Origin of the sequence: Mycobacterium sp. Root265 (assembly GCF_001428895.1) — a bacterium.
Classification (GTDB): domain Bacteria; phylum Actinomycetota; class Actinomycetes; order Mycobacteriales; family Mycobacteriaceae; genus Mycobacterium.
The window spans coordinates 128,406-147,725 of sequence record NZ_LMJA01000033.1 but is presented as its reverse complement, the minus strand read 5'-3'; the positions used below and the strand labels follow the sequence as shown (position 1 = coordinate 147,725).

Below are 19,320 nucleotides of genomic sequence, written 5' to 3'. Positions count from 1 at the left end.
GAAGACGGTAAGTAATGACCGTCGAGTTCTCCGATGATCAGGCTCGTCTCCTGCGGGATTGTGTCGCGGAGATGGTGATGCGTCGGCAGCGCACGGGCCAGCCGATCCCGGAGCGGGTGCGAAGCCTACTCACCTACATGTCCACCTCTGGACATGAGATTGGGTCTGCTGCACCACCATTGAGTCAGAACCCCAACTTAATCGACGCGAAGCAAACCGCCGTAATCCTCGGATGCAGCAGCCGCCACGTCCGACGACTACACACCGACCTGGAAGGCCAACTCATCGCCGGCCGTTGGCTTTTCAACCACGACACCGTCACCGAATACGCCACAGCTAGGAGAAACCCATGACAGACCCCGTACTGCGCCAAGTCGTCAAGCAGTGGCTCGCCGAACTCCCCGAAGCCGAACGCTCCGCACTCATCAACGAGGTAGGCGAACCCACCCCCGGAGCCCCAGCGGAACCCGACCCCCGAGCCGGCATCAAATCCGGGCAGGATCTGTACCGGAACAACGGACGCCGCACCATCGAAGTCGAACAGACCGCCCAGCGCACCGACTACGAGGTGCAGGCATGAAGGCGAATCAGACCGGCCTCAAAGACCGCATCCTGTCCCAGATCCCCGGCTATCAGACCGCTCTGGAACGTGAACGCCGCCTTCGCACCCTCACCTTGCAGAGCCTCGACAACCTCGGTAACGGCGCAGACCTCGAATCCGCCTATTACGCCAAGGTCGCCGAAGCTGTCGACGGCGGCGCTACCGACCTCAACAGCGTCTGTGACGCCTACGTGGCCGACCTGAACGGCATGAGGGCACGCGCCGAATTCCACCAACTCGCAGTCCGCGTCATGCAGCAGGCCCGCACCGACGCCGACCACGCGCTCACCACCGGATCCGATACCGCCCTGGACATCCTTCGGTCCGAACTCGACACCCTCGTCACCGATGTTCACAAGCACCGGGCGCTGATCGTCGCTCACCCCGTCAACGCCGAGCAGGCACTCACCACAGGCGGGCCGAAAGCAGCATCCGACTGGAAGGCCGTCACCGAGCTACTCGGCCGCTACGACGAGATTCACCGCGAGTACACCGAATGGGTCAGCCGACAACACGAAACACACCTCCCGACGCACATCCCCGTCGCGTGCGGACAAACCCGCCGATTCCTCGAAATCGAACCGGCCTGGCTGCACCGCCGAGCGACCACACCCGCACCTGACGGCAGCAACAACCACGACATCGCAGCGTGGCTCAACCAACACGGCGCAACCGATCTGAACCCCGAGGACATGCAGCGCAACAGCCCATGGCCGCACGCCCACAGGCCCAGCGAATGGCTACTGATCGTCGTCGACAACCAGCCATGGTTGCCCGACGCTGCCACCCTCACCGCCTGCCACGCCCTGGCCGACGAGATGTTCCGCACCGCCGCCTACTCGGGCACCTCGTGGTTCTACAACCGTCTCGCCGAACTGACCGAACTCGGCGCGAGCACCGACCTTGCAGCCCCGGCACCCACCACCAACCAAAGGATCGCCACCCATGCCTAGACCCGCCGCCCTCGCGACACTGCCCGGTTTCCTGAGCCCCATGGAGATGTTCCACGCCAGCCTCGATGAGTACGTCAACTCGCTCACCGCGGCCGACAAGCTCGCTTTCCTGAACGCGCTCCGATCCGGCGCCCTCTTCAACTTCACCCCGGCCGACTAGAACCTCATGGCCAGCGGCGGCACGCGTCAAACCCACTTCCTGTCAGTGCACTCCTTTCCGGGCAAGGACTTCCACGACGGCTCACCACGCCGGAGAAGTACCTGCGCAGCGCCGCCGCACACCCCCACCCACGTGCCCCCCATGGCACCCCTCACAGCGGACACGGCCGGCATAGGGCCTGCCACTGGATGCTCAGCAACCGGATTTTCTGGGGGTTGGGCATGAGTGGATCTTCGTCCGCGGGTAGCCGTCTCCGCGCATCGCTAACCGAGGGCCTTCGCCAAGCGGGTGAGATGTCGGGAACTGTGCTGGCGTGGTCTCCACCGGAGCTGGACATCATTGATCGTGCGGTGGCGACTGCTGACCGTGCGGAGGATGTGCGCGGGCTATACGACGTCGAGCGGGCCGGCGAGGCCCGGATGACAGTGCTGGTGAAGCTCTCCGCTGAAGCGCGGGCGCTGGACAAGCAGGTGGTGGATCTGGTGTCGCGCTTGGAGTTCGGTGTAGGCCGCCCGAAGTCAGCCCGCCACGTGAAGGCCGGTATCGCCCGGCATGCGCTGAAGGCGGTGAAGGCGGTGAACTGATGGCCTGGGAGATTCAGTCGCCGAAGAACATCGATCAAGGGGTGTGCCAGTGGCCGCACGGCTGGCTGGAGCAGTGGGGCCTGCTCTGGGAGGGCATGACACCGAATCAGATACGTCGGTGGCTGATGGAGCGTGAATCGATGGACCCGGCAGAGGCCTTCGCGTACGTCGGGAGGTTGCGAGAGGACCCGGAAGCTGCTCGCGGTATTCGGTGGGCGGATGACTACGAGGACGGATCCTAATTGGCAGTCGGATGGCCTTCGATGAACTTCCTGACCGACCGTGGCATTTCCCAGTGCATGCCATAGCGGGAAGCCTCAATGCTTGCGGATCTGTATGTCTCCTGCAACGCGTGCGCAATCACGGCGTCATCCGAGTTAGGGAACAATGCTCTTCGGACTTCCGGTTTGCTCACGATCCTTTCGGCCATCTTGCCCGATCGATGGTCGTTCAGCACGGCTGACATTGGGTATCCACCCCCTTCGTGTTTTCCTTCGGCGGCGACGATTAAGCAGTACGCAATGTCAAACTCGGCCAATGAGTTCAGCAGCAGGTCGTCTGCCGCGAGTTCATCGGCAGGTGGAATTTCATCGTCGTCTACGTCTGGCCTCATCGCTGGGTTCCGGACCAGCAGGTCACGTGCTGCCGATATGAGATATCCACCCCGGTCGGGCAGAAGTGCTCCACGGCTCGCATCTACCTGTCCGTGCCGAATCCAAGATGAGTACATGTATTGCCGGTCGTAGGGGTTCGAAGGGACGGGTTGCAGCGCTAGTTGGTGAACGACGTGCCAGTCTGCTTGACGGACCGCGGAGCTACCCAACGCGTAGATGTGGACTACGGCCGCGAGTCGCTTTCTCGTTTCGGCATCACCGAACCCGAGGTCGGCGTACTGCTCACTGAGCACCTCAATGGCTTCCTCAACAAGGTCGGTGCGCCCTCCGAAAAGCGCTTGTGCGCAAAAGATTGACCACTTACTTAACCCGTTCTCAAAAACATCTTCGCTGGCCGTGGGCTTCAGCGATGTCTTGGCGAGCTTCTGGAGGAATCGGCGTAGGCGCAAGTCGTCGTTCATGTTGAGCATCGATTGCATCGTGCTCGTGAAGGTGAGCTCGTCCATGTCGGCAAGCAGTGGGACGGGTATCGCTACACTGCCGGCCGATTCCACGCGGGACTGTCCGCGTTCGTTCAGGAATTCCCGCAGCATGGCTTGCGCCAGTTCTGTACCTTCAGCTCGGACCTGGCGGCTGTAGACGGAGAGGATCTGCCTCCAATGTGCATGCCGTAGAGGGACGTTTGCGGGACCTTCTCGGACCGGTACGTCGCCCTGACGGAAAATGTTGATCTGCTTCTTCGAGTTCTCGGGATCTTGATAGTTGCCGGCCTTGCTCATCGGCACAGGTAATCCGTCGTGGTGGGGGAGGACCAGGATCACGACAACCTCATGATTGAGGTGGTCATGAACAGCGACTTGCAGGTTGACGCGACCCTCGATGTGCGGGCGCACCAAATCGCCTAGGCGGGCGCCGTCGAAGCTCGGTCGGTTAATGGTTCCAGTTGGGGTGCAAAGCTTTCCGTCATTGTCGACACCTATCAACAGGTATCCTCCCGGCGGCGTGTTCGACATCGCCACGACGTCTTTGGCGAACTTCAACTTCGATTCGGTCGAACCCAAGTCCAGTTCGGCTTTGAAGTCGAGGTGCGTTCCTTCCGGGAATGCGAGCAGCTCGACGAGCTTTTCGTAGTCAGTCCTGCCGTCAACGAACGCTTGATCGGCCGGCGTTTCGGCGGAGACGGGTTCCTCGGCCGGATCATCAGTCATCGCGCATCTCTTCTCGGGGCTTTCATTCGCGTTTTGGCCAGACCGGCGGTTCCATGTCAGTCGGCCACCAAGGCGGTCGGATCAACCCGACCTCGATCTCGTCCGTGTGATTCAAGATCCGCTGGGCTTCGTCTCGGTGGAACTCCACGGTGGTGTATTCGAACTGCACACCGGTCTGCTCGTCCGTCCACCAGCCCTGGTGTCGGGACTTGACCATCCTCCACGGGCTCGCTGAGTCGTCGGAGGTGCGCAACATATACGGATTGCCAGGCCCAATCTCATCCAGCTCGTGCACGAAACAGCGCGCCGTCCAGTCCGGTTCTTTTGGTACGGGCGGTTCGGTCATGGTCGGAAGTATGGCCTTTAGGTTGGGTCATGAAGGCTCGATGCATGTCGCCCGATCGGTTGATTCAGTGTTCGCGCCCACCCGAGAGGCCCCTCCACCCCACCCCCGACCCGCCACGGCCGGCATAGGCATCACCCTCCCCGAGAATTTTTTTCTTCACCGGGTATGCGGCGCTGTCAGGGGGTGGGTTTGTGGAAAAAACTTCGGAGAGAGATCCCGCCAATGCCGGCCGATGCGGCTGGGGGGTAGCCGGGAGGGGCAGAGGGGGTGGGGTGTCCTGGATCAGCGGGAGTCGCGCCAGTCGGTAAGGAGCTGAATCAGCCCGTCCACGTCTGACCGCCGCACGACCACAGTGAGGCTCTGTGTGGTCTGGCCGCCCCGTTGTCGCAGTAGTAGTTGGAGGTGCGGGCCGTCTTCGTCGTTGTTGCTGAAGATTCGCGAGTAGAGGTCGGGCCGCTCTTTGAGGATCGGTCTCTCTACGATCACGTGCTCGTCCAGAGCTGCGAGATCAGTTCCGGCAATGAGTGTTTGTTGGTGCCATTCAGGGTTCATGGGGTTCTTACCAATTTCGAGAACCCACTCAAGAGACTTTTGGGTGAGTTGTTCCCAGTGAGATCTGCAGACCTCGGTCCATATGTACGTGGAGGCAACCTCACCGGGTTCTTTGAGCTTGACCGGGTGTGTAGCTTCGCCCGTGCACCTTTGAACCTGACAGGGTGTTGTCATTCGTCAGACCGCCATCCTGCGCGTCATAGATTTACAGTCGCGCCTTGGGAGAACATTGAGTCGTGAAGCTCGATTCCGTCGGGCACGGTTCCGGGTGGGACCTTGAAGGCAAGTACGGCCGAGGCGCTTAAGCCGGGGTTGAGTTCGTCCATGGATGACCCCTCCGACTCCCACATATCGGATTCGAATTCTTTGCCGCCCGCTAGTAGCTTCTGGTTACCGGAGGACCAGTGCTGTGCTTCGTTCCCGATGTTGGTGACTTCGACGTGCACCCGGACAAGGTTGGGGTCCGTGGTGTCCACCTTTGTGACTGTGAATTCGAACTTGCCGTCGCGGACGGGTGTGCCGATGCCGGCAGATGATGCTGCTGTGTCGGACTTGGTCGACGACGACGTGGACATTGAGCAACTCGATAGCAGGACCATGGCCAGCAGTGCGGCGACGACGCGAGCAATCTTCATTTATTGATGGTTTCCCTTCCCCCGATGCGTAGAACTGACGGAGCCTATCGGCGCCGTGATGGCCTCTGGAGCGAAAACGCGACCGATTAATCCGAACGACGGACAGGCGCGCCCCGCTCGTCGTCGAAAGAGGGGCGTAGACGTGGGAACCGAGCGGCTGTCCGCTGCGTCCAATCCGGTATGGATGCTGAAACGAGGCTGCGGGTGAAGTCGGCTTTGCAGGTGTTGGCGCTGGATCTGGGTATGCAGGATGGTGTGCACGTCACCCGGATAGTGGCCATCGAGATCGAGCCGACAGACGACCTCGGGCCGGAGCCGTGGGCCGTCGAGTGGACCAACGACCTGGGGGACTTCCGCCACGTCCACTACGCAAAGAAAGCCGCTCAGCGGCACGTCGCAAACATGCTGAAACTCCTGGAACCCGATCAGAGCAAGGACGATGTGCTCACGGTGATCAGGCGATGCTGATCTGGTCTGACCGCCACGCCCCTCGCCCAGCCCGCGAGCCCTAGGTCGATGACACACCGCACCGTTTGCGAGACTGGGCACTACTTGTCATAGGGTTGCGTTATACACAAGGGGCAAGGAAGTTGCCCACAGGTTATCCACAAGTTATCCACAGAAAGGGTCTGAAATGGCAGAGGTATCCGACGTCGCCCGGTACATCCTTGCCAAGTTGGGCCCGATGACCGCGATGAAGCTGCAGAAGCTCGTGTACTACAGCCAGGCTTGGCATCTCGTCTGGGAGGAACAGCCACTGTTCGCTCGGCGCATTGAAGCTTGGGCGAACGGGCCTGTTTGCCCTGCGCTGTACCGCGAACATCGCCGGCAGTTTCGGGTGTCTGAGAGCGACATTCCCGGCAACCCCGGTGCCCTGCGAGCCGAGGAAAAGTCGACGATTGACTCCGTGGTCAAATTTTATGGCGACAAGTCCGCGATGTGGCTCAGCGATCTGACCCACCGGGAACAGCCGTGGCGTGAAGCGCGGGGCGCGCTGGAACCAGGCGCGCCGAGCGATACGGAGATCACCCAGGCTGCGATGGCCGAGTACTACTCGTCGCTCTGACGGCGATTCACCGCTGCGGAGGTGCCTTGTAGTCGTGGCGAAAGATAAACAACCTCGCGTCTCGGGCAACCCTTTCAAGGGCGCAGGCGGCAAGACTCCGAAGGCGGCCCACAACGTCCAGCCGGAGAAGGTGCCGCGTACTCAGAGTCAGGCACACCTCGACGTCGGCGCGCGGAAGATTCGTTTCACGTTCGCCGACGCCGACCTAGATGGCCCCTGGTCACTGCTCGATCTGGCTCCTGAGCACACACCCGATTTCTTCCGATTTCTGCGCGACATTGAGGGCCAGACGGTCAATGAACTGGCTGGCCCAAATGGACGCAACTTGTACAAGGAGTACGACAACTTTGGCGATTGCCCCAACGTCGCGGCCCCTAAGCGGTTGGCCGAGCTGTACGAGTCATCTGACAACATCTGCCGTTTCAGACTCTCGGGCGAACGCAGGCTGTACGGGCTCCGGTTCGGCCACCTGATCGCGCTTCTCTGGTGGGACCCAACACACGACATCTGGCCTTCTCCGAAGAAGAACACCTAGCTGCTCTGTCTGGCGCGTCGGTTCAGCACGACCCTGGTCTCCACTTTCCTGACACAAACGAGTTTGGATCGACCCGACTCTCAACAATCTCCAATGGACTCATATCCGCGGAAGGGGATGCGCCGCAGTACTTTTGTGGACTAGTGCGGACGACGATCGGCGCCGGATCTACGCCAGAAGGTTAGGGGTTCGAATCCCTTCGGGCGCACACCAGCACCATCACGACTCCCGCGGCACGAGCACCACGCCCGGGAGTCGTTGCATTTCCGGGCGGGCCGCGACGGCCGGAATGGTTCGACTCGGGCTGTGCGTTCCCCACGGTGTGACCGACAACGTTGATTTCGATATGAGCGGCCTGGACGACATGAACAGCGGTGTCATCCGCGAGTTCCGGGAGACCGGCGGCACGGCGGGCGGGCTGGTCGAAGGCATGCCATTGGTCCTGGTGCACCACGTAGGGGCAAAATCCGGCACCGCACGCATCGCGCCACTGGTTCCGTTCGTGGAGGACGGCCGGGTTTACGTGTTCGCGAGTCTGGGCGGCGCCGATATCCATCCGGCCTGGTATCACAATCTGCTCGCCCATCCCGAGACCGTCATCGAACTCGGCGACGAGACGGTGGCGGTGACGGCCCGGGTGCTCACCGGCGACGAGCGTGACGCGATCTACGCGAAACAGTCGGCCGTACAACCGCAGTTCGCCGACTACCAAAGGAAGACCTCCCGGGTGATCCCGGTGGTCGAACTGGTGCGCTCTGCCGGCTAGCAGGGTGGGGTCGGGCAAGATGCCGGTATGACCCCGCAGGTGATCCAGCGCTGGATCCATTACATCGACCATCACGACCCGGCCGAACTCGATGAGCTCCTCGCCGAGGACGCGGTCTTCTATTCACCGGCGGTCTTCACCCCGCAACAGGGCAAGGCCATTACGGCCAAGTACCTGAACGCCGCCGCGAAACTCTTCGGCGGCACCGATTTCCACTATGTCGAACAGTGGTACGGCGAGAACTCGGCGATCCTGGAATTCCAGGCCACCCTCGACGGCGTCGTGGTCGACGGTATCGACATGATCCACTGGGGCGAGGACGGCAAGATCGTCTCGTTCAAGGTGATGATCAGGCCGTTCAAGGGCCTGCAGGCGGTCATACCGCGGATGGCGGAGCTGCTCGGCGCGTAGTGACGTCGAGCTGGGCCTGCAGGGCCGTGGTGAACACCGGTTCGGCGAAGTAATTGCCCTGCGCCACGGTGCAGCCGTATCCGCGCAGCAGTTCGGCGGTCTCGGCATCCTCGACGCCCTCGGCGACGCTGGTGATCCCGAGCGTGTGGGTCAGCTTGATCACCGAGTGCACGATTGCGGCGGCCCTCGGGTTCTGCAGCATCGGCGCCACGAAATTGCGGTCCAGCTTCAGCTCGTCGATCGGCAGATCCCGCAGGTAGCTCATCGTGGCGTAGCCGCTGCCGAAATCGTCGATGGAGACCCGGAACCCGGCCCTGCGGAGCTGCTCGATGACGTTTCGGGCCTGGCGCACGTTGGCCAGCAGATAGTGCTCGGTGATTTCGATGGTCACCGCTTCCGGCGGCAGACCGTGACCGGCCAGCACCGCGCCGATCCGCTCGGGCAGCGTCGCATCGTTGAACGACGGCGCGAACAGGTTGATGGCGACCGGCACCTCCCGGATCCCGGGCCGATACCAGGCGGCGGCGTCGCGGGCCGCCTGTTCCAGCACCAGATCCGTCACCGCGCCCATCAGGCCGTTGCGGCGGATCAGCGGCAGGAACTGGTTGGGCGTCAGCACACCGAGGTCGGGATGCGGCCACCGCACCAGCGCCTCGACACCGACGATGTCACCGGTCGCCAGCGAGATCTGCGGCTGATAGGCCAGCCGCAGATCGCCGCCGTCGACCACCCGGCGCAACTCGCCGAGCAGCCGGATCTCCGAGACCGGAGGCAGCCGGATCTGCCCGCTGTCGCCCCAGGCGGGCGCGGTGTCCACATCGCCGATCTGCATGCCCGGGACGAACATCTGGATGCCGCCGACCCCGGAGCGCTTCGCCACGTACATCGCCACGTCGGCCCGCTTGAGTAGTTCCTCGGTGTCGATCGGCGGTTCCGCGAGGCCGGGTGCGGCGACCAGGCCGATGCTGGGGTGGATGTAGACGTCCTCACCGTCGAGCTGGAAGGCGTCGTCGAAGGCCCGCATCACACGATCCGCGATGTCCTCGGGGCCCTCCGGGCCGGCCTCGAGGATGATCGCGAACTCGTCGCCGCCGAGCCGGGCCACGGTGTGGCCCGGAGGGACGCTGCGCACCAACCGGCCGGCAATCTCGCGCAGCAGCGCGTCACCGCAGTGATGCCCGAGGTTGTCGTTGACGAGCTTGAAGTCGTCGAGGTCCAGCGACAGCACCGCCACCGGCCGGCCGTCGCGGTGCTGTAACTCGATGGCATGGTCCAGGCGGTCGGTGAACAGCAGGCGGTTGGCGAGTCCGGTGAGTGGATCCCTGAACGCATGCATCGCCACTTCGTCCAGCAGCCGCCGGTTCTCGACGAGGACGGTGAGCTGACGGATCAGGGCGGCGATCACCAGGATCGCCGACCCCAGCAGCACCGGGCGGATGCCGGCGTCGGGCCACAGATGTGCGACAGCGGCGGCGACCGCGAACGGCATCGGCGCGTAGGGCAGCCACATGATGGTGGTCGGCAGCGGCCGGTGATCGTCGGCTTCCTGCCTGCGTTTCACCGTGGCCGACATGACCGCCCCGGCGGCGATCATCAGCAGTCCGGTGACCTTGCTGATGACCGGGAAGGGGCTGCCCGGATAGGCATCCTGCAGCTTCATGTAGAGCGCGGTGAGATCGCCCATCGCGATCGCGACGAGCCCGGCGGTCACCAGACCCAGGATGTAGCGCCGTCCCGGCGGGACGGCGGACAGCACCAGTATCGACATGGTGACCATCGTCAGCGCGGCGATCGGGTAGATCGCGGTCAGCGCCGTGCGCACGGGGTCGAGCCGGTTGTCGGTGAACACCTCGTTCAGCACCGAGACCCAGACCAACAGGAACAGCGCCGACGCGATGACCGTGCCGTCGAGCAGCTGCCGGACCGCCGACATCCTGCCGGTCGCGGTGCGCAGGACCCACACCACCGCGACGGCCACCGGCAGCGCCAGGAAGCCGACGTCTGCGACGGACGGGAACGGAGGAGCGACCCCGAGGATCACCTGGTGGTACGCCCAGACCAGGCCGCCGATGACCCAGCCCAGGAAGCCGACGGCGATCGCGAGCCACCCGATGCGGATACTGCCCCGGCCGGCGCGCGCCGCCCAGACGGCGCATCCACACGTCAGTCCACTGAACGCAACGAAGCCGACCGAGCTGACGAACGTCGTCACCTGCGGACCGCCCCAACCGGCAAGCAACCAGCAAACAAACACCAGGTAAACCACCATGCCGGCGGCGTAGCTGGGGTTCGCTCTGATCATGCGCATTACATGCAGCTTAGAGTGGTTTTCGGGTGCCAAGAACACTAATTCGCGTAGCGGGTCCAGCAACATCATGCGCCTGCGATAGCCTGCCAAGGATGCGTCTTTTGCTGATTTCCGACACTCATGTGCCGAATCGGGCACGGGACATGCCGGCCGTGGTGTGGGACGCAGTCGATGAGGCCGACGTGGTGCTGCATGCGGGTGACTGGATGGCGCCGGATCTGCTGGACCGCCTGCAGGACCGTGCGCGGTTGCTGGTGGCGTGCTGGGGAAACAATGACGGCGACGAGATGCGTGCGCGGCTGCCCGAACGGGCCGATGTCGTCCTGGGTGGGCTGCGGTTCACCGTCACCCATGAGACGGGTGGCGCTGCCGGGCGTGACGAACGGATGGGCCGCCTCTACCCGGACACTGATGTGCTGGTCTTCGGGCACAGTCACATTCCATGGGACGCGACGGCCTCCACCGGTCTGCGGCTGCTCAATCCGGGCTCACCGACCGACCGTCGGCGCCAGCCCTTCTGCACCTACATGACGGCCTCGGTCGAAGGTGGCGTGCTGACCGACGTCATCCTGCATCGGGTATAGCCGCACAGCAGCTCAACGTGACGGCACCGTGATATCGGCGCGCCGGACAGCTGTGCGTGGCAGGGTCGTAGCCATGGAGCAGAAGCCGCCCACCGCCACCATTGCCGCTGCCAACCTCGCGCACCGCGACGGTCTGCCGTTCGAGGACACCCGGGATTTCGAAGACGCGGACCGCGGGTTTCTCGGCGCCCTCGAACCGTGCGTGGTGACCGACGCGGACGGAAAGGTGGTGTGGGACAACGACTCCTACGGGTTCCTGGCCGGTGACGCGCCGGACAGCGTGCACCCGAGCCTGTGGCGGCAGTCCCAGCTGTGCGCCAAACAGGGGCTCTACGAGGTGGTCCCCGGCATCTACCAGGTACGCGGCCTGGACCTGTCCAACATCAGCTTCATCGAGGGCGACACCGGCATCATCGTCATCGACCCACTGGTATCCACCGAGACCGCGGCCGCGGCGCTGGCGCTCTACCGGACGCACCGCGGTGACCGGCCGGTCAAAGCGGTCATCTACACCCACAGCCACGTCGACCACTTCGGCGGTGTGCTGGGCGTGACGTCCCAGGCCGCCGTCGACGCCGGCGAGGTCGCGATCATCGCCCCGGAGGGATTCACCGAGCACGCCGTCCAGGAGAACGTGTATGCCGGCACGGCGATGGCCCGCCGCGCCTCCTACATGTACGGGGCGGTGCTGGCCCGCGGCCCGCAGGGACAGGTCGGCTGCGGGCTGGGGCAGACGCCGTCACTCGGTGAGGTGGCGCTGATCGTGCCCACGGTGGACATCACGCGGACCGGTGAGACGTACGCCGTCGACGGTGTCGACATCGAGTTCCAGATGGCGCCGGGCACCGAGGCCCCGGCCGAGATGCACTTCTATTTCCCGAAGTTCCGGGCACTGTGCATGGCCGAGAACGCGACCCACAACCTGCACAATCTGCTGACCCTGCGCGGAGCCCTGGTACGCGACCCACACGGCTGGGCCGGCTATCTCACCGAGGCGATCGACGCCTTCTCCGGCCGCACCGACGTGGTGTTCGCCTCGCATCACTGGCCCACCTGGGGGCAGGACAATATCGTCGAATATCTGTCGGTGCAGCGGGATCTGTACGCCTATCTGCACGACCAGACGCTGCGCCAACTCAACCAGGGCTTCACCGGGATCGAGATCGCCGAGACCTTCCAGATGCCCCCCGCCCTGGAGAAGGCCTGGCACACACACGGCTATTACGGGTCGGTGAGCCACAACGTCAAGGCGGTCTACCAGCGCTACATGGGCTGGTTCGACGGCAACCCCGGCCGGCTCTGGCAGCATCCGCCCCAGGAGATCGGCCCGCGCTACGTCGAGGCGATCGGCGGCATCGATCGGGTGGTCGAGCTGGCCAGGTCCGCCTTCGATGACGGTGACTACCGTTGGGCGGCAACGCTGCTCGACCACGTGATCTTCACCGACGAGAACCACACCGGTGCCCGCGACCTGTACGCCGACACGCTGGAGCAACTGGCGTACGGCGCCGAGAACGCGGTGTGGCGCAACTTCTTCCTGTCCGGGGCCACCGAACTGCGGGACGGCAATTTCGGCACCCCCACCCAGACCGCCTCCCCGTCGCTGATGGGCCAGCTCACCCCGGACCAGATGTTCGACGCGCTGGCGATCAACGTCAACGGCCCGCGCGCCTGGAATCTGGACCTCACCATCGATGTGACCTTCGTCGACCTCGGAGCTGATTACCGGCTGACGCTGCGCAACGGTGTGCTGGTGCACCGCAAGACCCCTGCCGATCCGGCCACGGCCACGGCGACCGTCACGTTCGCGACCAAGGCCCGGTTGCTGGCCTTCGCGGCCGGTGACCGCGAGTCGCCGGGGGTGGAGTTCACCGGCGATGCCGAGGCGCTGCCCACGCTGATCGGTGTGCTGGACCAGCCCGACCCGGGGTTCGCGATCATCACGCCCTAGTGGGCGAGCGGAGCGAACTAGGGCATACCGCCGTCGACGCGCAGGATCGAACCACTGGTGTAACTCGACGCGTCGGAGGCGAGAAACAGAGCGGCCCCGATGATTTCGGGTGGATTGCCGAGGCGCTTCAGCGCGAAGTGCTGCGCACCGGCCTGGGTCGCCTCGAGATCCCAGGCGTCGCTGATGTCGGTCAGGAACGGTCCCGGCATCAGGGTGTTCACCCGCACGGTCGGGCCGAACGCCAACGCGAAACCCTCGGTCAGCGCGTTGAGCCCGGCCTTGGAGGCGGCATAGGGCAGGAACGCGGGATCGGGTCTGCGTGAGCCGCTGGTGCTGATGTTGATGATCGACCCGCCGCCGTCGGCGACCATGCGTTCCCCGACCAGCGCCGAAAGCCGGAACGGGCCTTTGAAATTCAGGTTCATCACCGCGTCGAACAGCTTCTCCGACACCGATGTCAGCGACTCGTACAGCGGCGACATACCCGCGTTGTTGATCAGCACGTCGACCTTGCCGAACCGGTCGTAGCAGGCGTCGACCAAGCCGTCGAGCTGATCCCAGCGCCCGACGTGCACCTGATAGGGGAAGGCCGCGCGGCCGGTGGCCGCGGTGATCTGCTCGGCGGTGGCCACGCAGGACTCGTAATTGCGGCTGGCGATGATCACGTCGGCGCCGCACTCGGCCATCGCGAAGGCCATCTCGCGGCCCAGGCCGCGACTGCCACCGGTGATCAGCACCACCCGGTCGGTCAGGTCGAACAGGTTGTCGGCAAAGCCCATCACTGGCTCCTGGCGCTGTCGCGGATGACCCTGTGCACGAAACCCAGTTTCTCGACCACCGGCTGCGGAAGGTCGAAGGGATACAACGGATTCTTGCCCATGGCCGTGTTCACCCGGTTGAAGAACAACGACATCCACTTCCAGTCGGACAACATCCGCTCGATGGGTTCGTCGTCGTAGCACTCCAGCGCCACGATGTCGCGCGGCGCGGTGAAGCGCACCCGGTCGGCGTGCAGCACCATGCCCGCCTCCCGGGCGGTGTCCATGGTGTCGGCGATGTGCAGGTAGTGCGCGAAGCACTCCGCGAAGTCCTCCCACGGATGCATGGTGGCGTACTCGGAGATGAAGGTCGACTCCCAGCCGGCGGGGGCGCCCAGCTTGTAGTGCCGGGTGATCGCCTCGCGGTAGCCGGCCCGCTCGTCGCCGAACAGCCGACGGCATTCGTCGAGATAGATGTCTGCGCCACAACCGTTTTCGACGAGCACGTTCTGGTAGTAGTGGCCCACCTCGTGCCGGAAGTGGCCGAGCATGGTGCGGTACGGCTCACCGAGGCGCACGCGCAGCGACTCCCGGTAGTCGTCCAGGGACTCGACGAGGTCGATCGTGATCACTCCGTTGGCGTGACCGATGGTCACCTTCTCGCCGGTGCTGTAGCTCGACAGCAGGTCGAAGGCCAGGCCGCCGTCGCGGTGCCAGTACGGCTCGATCGGCAACCCGATGTCGGCGAGCTGGAACACCAGCCGGCGCAGCGCCAGGGTGGTCGGCACCAGCTTCTCCCGCGCCAGGGTGTCGTCGGCGTCGGGCTCACGGCGGATCAGCGAGCCGGCCAGGCACCGGCCGCGGTGGCCCGCCTCCTGCTCTTCGCGCGCCAGCCAGTTGCACCCCAGCGTCACGTACTGGTTGCACCGGATCCACCGGATGCCGTCGTGCAGCGCGGTGCCGGCACCGAGCGCAAGCATGGTGCGCGACGGCAGGTGCAGGCCCAGCGCGGTCCCACACTCGGCGCAGCGATCGGCCTCGAACGCGATGAAGCTGTCGCACACCGGGCAGGCGAAGGCACGCACGAGCCATATGGTGTCACGGTGCAACTTCTTCTGGTCCGACATGCGCTGCCGCTGCGGAGTGAGCCCGGTGAGGGGTCCGATCCGCAGCTGTCCGAGGAGGGGCTGGCACAGGCCGCCCGGCTTCCCGATGCGTTGTCGCGATTTCCCGTCACCCGGTTGGTGAGCAGTCCGCAGCGCCGTGCCCAGCAGACCGCAGGGCCGCTGGCCGAGAAGCTCGGGCTGGCCGTCGACGTCGACGAACGCCTCGCCGAGTACGACCGCGACCTGGGGCATTACATTCCGATCGAGCAGATCGCCAAGGAAAACCCCGAGGAGCTGGCGCGACTGATCTCGGGTCATCTGCCCAGCGCGGTCGACGAGAAGGCGTTCCTGGAGCGGGTGCTCGCCGCGGTGGGGGACTTGGTGGCCGCGTCCGACCACGAGGACACCGTGGCCGTGTTCAGCCACGGCGGGGTGATCAATGTCCTGCTGCATCACATCCTGGGCACCGAGCGGTTGTTGTCGTTCCACGTCGACTACGCCTCGGTGACCCGGCTGCTGTCCTCGCGCATCGGCAAGCTCTCGGTCGCCTCGGTCAACGGCACCGAACACGTATGGGATCTGCTGCCGCGAAATACGCAATGGTAGAAAAGCCCGGTGAACTCTCTGGCAGGACTTGATCTCGACGCCCTGGACGCCCACCTGCGCGCGGAGGGCATCGCCCGCGCCGGTGAGTTGCACGCCGAGCTGATCTCCGGCGGCCGCTCCAACCTGACCTTCCGGGTGTTCGATGACGCGTCCAAGTGGGTGCTGCGCCGCCCGCCGCTGCACGGACTGACCCCGTCCGCGCACGATATGGCCCGCGAGTACAAGGTGGTCGCCGGACTGGCCGACACCCCGGTTCCGGTTGCCCGCGCGATCACCATGCGCAATGACGACTCCGTGCTGGGCGCGCCGTTCCAGATGGTCGAGAACGTCGAGGGCAACGTGGTGCGCAGTGCCGAGGAACTCGAGGCGCTCGGTGACGCAGAGGTCATCGAGGGTTGCGTCGATTCGCTCATCAGGGTGCTCGCCGATCTGCATGCCGTCGATCCGCAGGCTGTCGGGCTGGGCGACTTCGGCAGGGCCGACGGCTACCTGGAACGCCAGGTGCGGCGTTGGGGTTCGCAGTGGGACCACGTGCGGCTGCTCGACGATGCCCGCGACGCCGACGTCAAGAGGCTGCATTCCGTTCTGGCGGAACGGATTCCGGCCAGCCCGCGGGCCTCCATCGTGCACGGCGACTACCGCATCGACAACACCATCCTGGACGCGCAGGATCCGACCGTGGTGCGCGCAGTACTGGATTGGGAACTGTCCACCCTCGGCGACCCGCTCTCCGATGCGGCGTTGATGTGCGTCTACCGCAACCCGAACTTCGACGATGTGCTCGGCATGCGGGCCGCATGGACCTCAGAGCTGTTGCCCCCGGCCGATGACCTGGCCCAGCGGTATGCGGTGGCCAGTGGGCAGGAACTGCAGAACTGGGATTTCTACATGGCGCTGGCCTATTTCAAGCTGGCCATCATCGCCGCGGGGATCGATTTCCGTGGCCGCGAGAGCGGCGATGCCCCAGCAGCGGTCGGGGAGGCGGTGGCCCCGTTGATCGCCGAGGGACTCAAGCTCGTCTAGAACGTCCGGCGGGCCGCCTTCAGGTTCTTTCTGGCCGCCAGTCGCAGTTGCACGATGCGCGCCGCCCCGACCATCACCGCGAGCAGCCCGCCGCCCACCGCGGCCAGCAGCAGCGCCACACCCAGTGGCAGCGTCCAGTTCCAGCCCAGGAAATGGAAGGTGCCCGGGTCGGTGTTCTGCGCAATGAAGATCAGCAACACGATCAGGATCAGAAATCCGATGATCAGTGATGTCCAGAGCGCTGCCGCCCTGGTGAATTTGACCGCATCTTCGGGCGGCGGCGGTGGCGGTTCCGCGGCGCCCAGAGGTTGATATGGCTGCTCCGGCTCAGCGGGCAGCGCGTGCGGGTCGGTCGTCATGGTCTTAATAGTGCCCTTTCAAGGGCGATGACAAACCATCTCACGGTGAGTTAAAGCTCGGCATGTCTTGGCGCGGCCCGTTACTGTCGAGAAATTGCCACGCATCTACGCACCAATGGCCGAGGGGACGGTATGCGCCGCATCCGTAAGTTCGTCGTCTTGTGTACCGTTTTGCTCACCCTGTCGGTTGCGGGTTGCGGTAGCTCCAACCCACTCGGCGGTGGTGAGATATCCGGCGACCTGAAATCGATCACGGTCGGCTCCGCCGACTTCACCGAATCGAAGATCATCGCCGAGATCTACGCTCAGGCCCTGGAGGCCAACGACTTCACCATCAAACGGCAGTTCGGCATCGGCAGCCGGGAGACCTACATCCCTGCCGTGCAGGACCATTCCATCGACCTGATCCCGGAGTACACCGGCAACCTGCTGCAGTACTTCGATGCGCAGGCCACCGCAACCACCTCCGATGCCGTGCTGCTGGCACTGTTGAAGGCGCTGCCCGGTGACCTGTCGATCCTGTATCCCTCGCCCGCGGAGGACAAGGACACCCTCGCGGTGTCCGAGGCCATCGCGCGGGAATGGAACCTGAAGTCCATCGCCGATCTGGCCAAACGCTCACCCGAGGTGAAAGTCGGTGGGCCATCGGAGTTTCAGACCCGCCAGACCGGACTGGTGGGGTTGAAGGAGAAGTACGGGCTGGACATCGCGCCCGCCAACTTCGTGGCGATCAGCGACGGCGGCGGCCCCGCCACCGTGCAGGCACTGACCGGCGGCACCGTTACCGCCGCCAACATCTTCAGCACGTCGCCGGCCATCGAGAAGAACAATCTGGTGGTCCTCGAAGATCCCGAGAGCGTGTTCCTGGCGGCGAATGTGGTGCCACTGGTCGCCTCGCAGAAGATGTCGAACACTCTCAAATCCGTGCTCGACGCCGTCAGCGCGAAGCTGACCACCGAAGCGCTGATCCAGCTGAACACGTCGGTCGAGGGCAATGAAGGCGTCGACCCCGACGAAGCGGCCGCAAACTGGATCAGGGACAACGGCTTCGACCAACCACTGCCGGGTAAGTGAGTACGCGATGATCACGTTCACCAACGTCACCAAGAAGTACCCGGACGGCACCGTCGCCGTCGACGACCTGACTCTGGAGGTCCCCGAGGGCACGCTGGCGGCGTTCGTCGGTCCGTCGGGCTGCGGTAAGACGACCTCGATGCGGATGATCAACCGGATGATCGAGCCGACCTCGGGCGTCCTCACCGTCAACGGCGAGGACGTCACCAAGGTCGATCCGGTGAAGTTGCGGCTCGGCATCGGCTACGTGATCCAGAGCGCCGGGCTCATGCCGCACCAGCGGGTCGTCGACAACGTCGCCACAGTGCCCGTACTCAAGGGCGAGTCGCGGCGCAGCGCCCGTAAGGCCGCCCTTGAGGTACTGGAGCGTGTCGGGCTGGATCCCAAACTGGCACAACGTTATCCATCCCAGCTATCGGGTGGGCAGCAGCAGCGCGTCGGGGTGGCCCGCGCGCTGGCCGCCGACCCGCCGATCCTGCTGATGGACGAACCGTTCAGTGCCGTGGATCCGGTGGTGCGGGAGGAGTTGCAGGCCGAAATCCTGCGGCTGCAAAGCGAACTGCGTAAGACCATCGTGTTCGTCACGCACGATATCGACGAGGCGGTCAAGCTCGGCGACAAGGTCGCGGTATTCGGGAGGGGCGGGGTGCTGCAGCAGTTCGCCGACCCGGCCTTCGTGTTGTCCAACCCCGCGAACGAACTGGTATCGGGCTTCGTCGGCGCCGACCGGGGTTACCGCGGACTGCAGTTCTTCAAGGCGACCGGCCTGCCGCTGCACGATATCCGCCAGGTCGCCGAGGACGATATCGACCAGTTGCAGCTGGCCGACGGCGACTGGGCCCTGGTGATCCGCGGCGATGGCAAGCCATTCGCCTGGATCAACGCCGAGGGTGTGCAGGTGCACCGCAACGGAAGCGCGTTGTACGACAGCACCATCGGCGGCGGATCCTTCTTCCGGCCCGACGGCTCGCTGCGACTGGCCCTGGACGCCGCCCTGTCCTCCCCGTCCGGTCTCGGGGTGGCCGTCGACGAGGACGGACGTCTGATCGGGGGCGTGCAGGCCGATGACGTGCTCGCGGCGCTGAAGCAACAGCGCCGGGTCCCGAAGGTCGGGTAGTTG

At 64.6% G+C, this 19,320-nt stretch carries 25 protein-coding genes; 17 read left to right on the top strand and 8 right to left on the bottom strand.

Going from position 1 to position 19,320, the window contains the following annotated elements; all coding sequences use genetic code 11:
• Positions 1–14 precede the first annotated feature (14 nt).
• From ASE48_RS32965 to ASE48_RS31370, 6 genes are all read left to right on the top strand, one after another.
• Positions 15–353 (top strand): hypothetical protein, encoded by a 339-nt coding sequence (locus ASE48_RS32965; protein ID WP_156409465.1) that lies wholly within the window; start codon positions 15–17, stop codon positions 351–353.
• Positions 350–580 (top strand): hypothetical protein, encoded by a 231-nt coding sequence (locus ASE48_RS31385; protein ID WP_057171117.1) that lies wholly within the window; start codon positions 350–352, stop codon positions 578–580. The genes ASE48_RS32965 and ASE48_RS31385 overlap by 4 nt, the downstream gene beginning before the upstream one ends.
• Positions 577–1,554, top strand: coding sequence for a hypothetical protein (locus ASE48_RS31380; RefSeq protein ID WP_057171116.1), 978 nt, complete (start codon positions 577–579; stop codon positions 1,552–1,554). Before ASE48_RS31385 ends, ASE48_RS31380 begins: the two co-directional genes overlap by 4 nt.
• Complete coding sequence (locus ASE48_RS32960) at positions 1,547–1,714, top strand: hypothetical protein (protein WP_156409464.1); 168 nt, start codon at positions 1,547–1,549, stop codon at positions 1,712–1,714. Before ASE48_RS31380 ends, ASE48_RS32960 begins: the two co-directional genes overlap by 8 nt.
• Before the next feature lie 350 nt (positions 1,715–2,064).
• Complete coding sequence (locus ASE48_RS31375; protein WP_162264301.1) at positions 2,065–2,298, top strand: hypothetical protein; 234 nt, start codon at positions 2,065–2,067, stop codon at positions 2,296–2,298.
• Positions 2,298–2,540 (top strand): hypothetical protein, encoded by a 243-nt coding sequence (locus tag ASE48_RS31370; protein WP_057171114.1) that lies wholly within the window; start codon positions 2,298–2,300, stop codon positions 2,538–2,540. Before ASE48_RS31375 ends, ASE48_RS31370 begins: the two co-directional genes overlap by 1 nt.
• Here the strand turns inward: ASE48_RS31370 and ASE48_RS31365 are convergent.
• From ASE48_RS31365 to ASE48_RS32475, 4 genes are all read right to left on the bottom strand, one after another.
• Positions 2,537–4,120: an AlbA family DNA-binding domain-containing protein gene (locus ASE48_RS31365; RefSeq protein ID WP_057171113.1), complete on the bottom strand. Its 1,584-nt coding sequence runs from the start codon at positions 4,118–4,120 to the stop codon at positions 2,537–2,539. The two genes, ASE48_RS31370 and ASE48_RS31365, sit on opposite strands and share 4 nt — an antisense overlap.
• A 22-nt stretch (positions 4,121–4,142) precedes the next feature.
• Entirely contained in the window at positions 4,143–4,466 is a 324-nt protein-coding gene (locus ASE48_RS32955) for a hypothetical protein (protein WP_156409463.1), read from the bottom strand.
• Between the two features lie 282 nt (positions 4,467–4,748).
• Positions 4,749–5,192, bottom strand: coding sequence for a hypothetical protein (locus tag ASE48_RS32950; RefSeq protein WP_156409462.1), 444 nt, complete (start codon positions 5,190–5,192; stop codon positions 4,749–4,751).
• A 23-nt stretch (positions 5,193–5,215) separates the two neighbouring features.
• Entirely contained in the window at positions 5,216–5,653 is a 438-nt protein-coding gene (locus ASE48_RS32475) for a DUF4352 domain-containing protein (protein ID WP_082614561.1), read from the bottom strand.
• A 204-nt stretch (positions 5,654–5,857) separates the two neighbouring features.
• On the opposite strand from ASE48_RS32475, the gene ASE48_RS31345 reads away from it, so the two are divergent.
• From ASE48_RS31345 to ASE48_RS31325, 5 genes are all read left to right on the top strand, one after another.
• Positions 5,858–6,121, top strand: coding sequence for a hypothetical protein (locus ASE48_RS31345; RefSeq protein ID WP_156409461.1), 264 nt, complete (start codon positions 5,858–5,860; stop codon positions 6,119–6,121).
• Positions 6,122–6,338: 217 nt separating this feature from the next.
• Positions 6,339–6,719, top strand: coding sequence for a Panacea domain-containing protein (locus ASE48_RS31340; protein WP_235571774.1), 381 nt, complete (start codon positions 6,339–6,341; stop codon positions 6,717–6,719).
• A gap of 34 nt (positions 6,720–6,753) precedes the next feature.
• Entirely contained in the window at positions 6,754–7,254 is a 501-nt protein-coding gene (locus tag ASE48_RS31335) for a hypothetical protein (RefSeq protein ID WP_057171107.1), read from the top strand.
• Positions 7,255–7,600: 346 nt separating this feature from the next.
• Positions 7,601–8,020 (top strand): nitroreductase family deazaflavin-dependent oxidoreductase, encoded by a 420-nt coding sequence (locus tag ASE48_RS31330; protein WP_442928792.1) that lies wholly within the window; start codon positions 7,601–7,603, stop codon positions 8,018–8,020.
• Between the two features lie 27 nt (positions 8,021–8,047).
• Positions 8,048–8,431, top strand: coding sequence for a nuclear transport factor 2 family protein (locus ASE48_RS31325; protein WP_057171105.1), 384 nt, complete (start codon positions 8,048–8,050; stop codon positions 8,429–8,431).
• On the opposite strand, the gene ASE48_RS31320 is transcribed toward ASE48_RS31325, so the two are convergent.
• Entirely contained in the window at positions 8,397–10,739 is a 2,343-nt protein-coding gene (locus tag ASE48_RS31320) for a putative bifunctional diguanylate cyclase/phosphodiesterase (RefSeq protein WP_057171104.1), read from the bottom strand. The two genes, ASE48_RS31325 and ASE48_RS31320, sit on opposite strands and share 35 nt — an antisense overlap.
• A 92-nt stretch (positions 10,740–10,831) precedes the next feature.
• Between ASE48_RS31320 and ASE48_RS31315 the strand changes: the two genes are divergently transcribed.
• Both ASE48_RS31315 and ASE48_RS31310 read left to right on the top strand, forming a co-directional pair.
• On the top strand, positions 10,832–11,323 hold the full coding sequence (locus tag ASE48_RS31315; RefSeq protein WP_057171103.1) for a metallophosphoesterase family protein: 492 nt from the start codon (positions 10,832–10,834) through the stop codon (positions 11,321–11,323).
• Positions 11,324–11,396: 73 nt separating this feature from the next.
• Positions 11,397–13,274: an alkyl/aryl-sulfatase gene (locus tag ASE48_RS31310; RefSeq protein ID WP_057171102.1), complete on the top strand. Its 1,878-nt coding sequence runs from the start codon at positions 11,397–11,399 to the stop codon at positions 13,272–13,274.
• Positions 13,275–13,291: 17 nt separating this feature from the next.
• On the opposite strand, the gene ASE48_RS31305 is transcribed toward ASE48_RS31310, so the two are convergent.
• Both ASE48_RS31305 and ASE48_RS31300 read right to left on the bottom strand, forming a co-directional pair.
• Positions 13,292–14,053, bottom strand: coding sequence for an SDR family NAD(P)-dependent oxidoreductase (locus ASE48_RS31305; RefSeq protein WP_057171223.1), 762 nt, complete (start codon positions 14,051–14,053; stop codon positions 13,292–13,294).
• Complete coding sequence (locus ASE48_RS31300) at positions 14,053–15,117, bottom strand: zinc-binding metallopeptidase family protein (RefSeq protein WP_057171101.1); 1,065 nt, start codon at positions 15,115–15,117, stop codon at positions 14,053–14,055. The genes ASE48_RS31305 and ASE48_RS31300 overlap by 1 nt, the downstream gene beginning before the upstream one ends.
• Before the next feature lie 18 nt (positions 15,118–15,135).
• Between ASE48_RS31300 and ASE48_RS31295 the strand changes: the two genes are divergently transcribed.
• Both ASE48_RS31295 and ASE48_RS31290 read left to right on the top strand, forming a co-directional pair.
• The gene (locus ASE48_RS31295) at positions 15,136–15,744 is read left to right on the top strand and encodes a histidine phosphatase family protein (RefSeq protein ID WP_057171100.1); all 609 of its coding nucleotides are present in this window, start codon (positions 15,136–15,138) and stop codon (positions 15,742–15,744) included.
• 9 nt (positions 15,745–15,753) lie between these two features.
• Complete coding sequence (locus ASE48_RS31290) at positions 15,754–16,767, top strand: phosphotransferase family protein (RefSeq protein ID WP_057171099.1); 1,014 nt, start codon at positions 15,754–15,756, stop codon at positions 16,765–16,767.
• Here the strand turns inward: ASE48_RS31290 and ASE48_RS31285 are convergent.
• Positions 16,764–17,126: a LapA family protein gene (locus tag ASE48_RS31285; RefSeq protein WP_057171098.1), complete on the bottom strand. Its 363-nt coding sequence runs from the start codon at positions 17,124–17,126 to the stop codon at positions 16,764–16,766. The genes ASE48_RS31290 and ASE48_RS31285 overlap by 4 nt on opposite strands.
• Before the next feature lie 132 nt (positions 17,127–17,258).
• On the opposite strand from ASE48_RS31285, the gene ASE48_RS31280 reads away from it, so the two are divergent.
• A complete protein-coding gene (locus ASE48_RS31280; protein WP_057171097.1) occupies positions 17,259–18,200 on the top strand; it encodes an ABC transporter substrate-binding protein in 942 nt (313 codons plus the stop codon).
• Positions 18,201–18,207: 7 nt separating this feature from the next.
• Complete coding sequence (locus tag ASE48_RS31275; protein ID WP_057171096.1) at positions 18,208–19,317, top strand: ABC transporter ATP-binding protein; 1,110 nt, start codon at positions 18,208–18,210, stop codon at positions 19,315–19,317.
• Positions 19,318–19,320: the final 3 nt, after the last annotated feature.